Origin of the sequence: Kitasatospora sp. NPDC059571, from assembly GCF_042735675.1 — a bacterium.
Taxonomy (GTDB): Bacteria; Actinomycetota; Actinomycetes; order Streptomycetales; family Streptomycetaceae; genus Kitasatospora.
This window is the reverse complement of the sequence record NZ_JBHWBW010000871.1, coordinates 1-1,011: the sequence shown is the minus strand read 5'-3', so window position 1 is coordinate 1,011 and position 1,011 is coordinate 1. Positions and strand designations below refer to the sequence as shown.

1 protein-coding gene is annotated in these 1,011 nt (G+C 75.8%); it reads right to left on the bottom strand.

Features of this window, described 5'->3' with window-relative positions:
* A partial coding sequence (locus ACFV0G_RS39650) for a hypothetical protein (protein ID WP_380558878.1) occupies positions 1–846 on the bottom strand: 846 nt, incomplete at its 3' end.
* Positions 847–1,011: the final 165 nt, after the last annotated feature.

Genomic DNA, 1,011 nt, shown 5'->3' with positions numbered 1-1,011 from the left:
CTGCTCGTCCTCGTACTCCTCGTCGACCTCGAGGTCGTCCTCGTCGTAGAACTCCTCGACGTCCTCCTCGTCCTCGAAGATCACGCGGTCGTCGCCGACCTCGTCCGGCGCGATCCGGCGGGCCGGGGCCTCGGACTCCTGCGCGCCGCCCTCGGACTCCTCGTCCTCCTCCAGGGCGTCGACGAACTCGAGACCGTCGATCTCCGCCAGCCGCTCCGAGGCGTTGGTGGCGCCGTCGGTGTCCGCCTCGGCGGCCTTCGCGAACCAGTCGCGGGCCTCCTCGCCGCGGCCGGCCGCAATCAGTGCGTCGGCGTAGGCGTACCGCAGCCGCGCCGTCCAGGGCTGGATCGCGCTGGACGCCAGCTCCGGGCTCTGCAGGGTGACGACGGCCGCGTCGAACTGCTCCAGGTCGCTGCGCGCACCGGCCGCGACCAGCCGCATCTCGACCTGGCCGGCCTTGTCCAGCTGCTTGACCTCGGGCTCGCCGGCCATCGCCAGCGCCCGCTCCGGGCGGCCCAGGCCGCGCTCGCAGTCGGCCATGACCGGCCACAGGTCGGCCCGGCCGGTCATCCGGCGCGCGGCGCGGAACTCGGTCAGCGCCTCCGAGTAACGCTGCGTCATGTACGAGGCGAAACCGGCCGCCTCACGCACACTGGCGACGCGCGACGCCAGCCGCAGCGCGACCCGCGAGTACTTGTAGGCCTCCTCGGGCTCGCTGTCGAGCAGCCGCGCGACCATCACCAGGTTGCGGGCCACGTCGTCGGCGAGGGTCTTCGGCAGGCTCTTCAGGTCCTGGCGGACATCGGCGTCGATCTCGAAGCCGGTGACGTCCTCCGGGATGGGCAGACGCTGGACCGGCTCCGGACGGTCGCGCCGGTCGTCGTAGCCGCCGCGGCGGTCGTGGGGGGGGGGGGGCCCCCCGCCCGGCCGCGGAGCGCCCGCCGCCGGCCGCGCGGGCGGCGGCGGTCGCCCCGCCGCCCCGCCCGCCCCGGGCGGGGCGGGGGGCGCGCC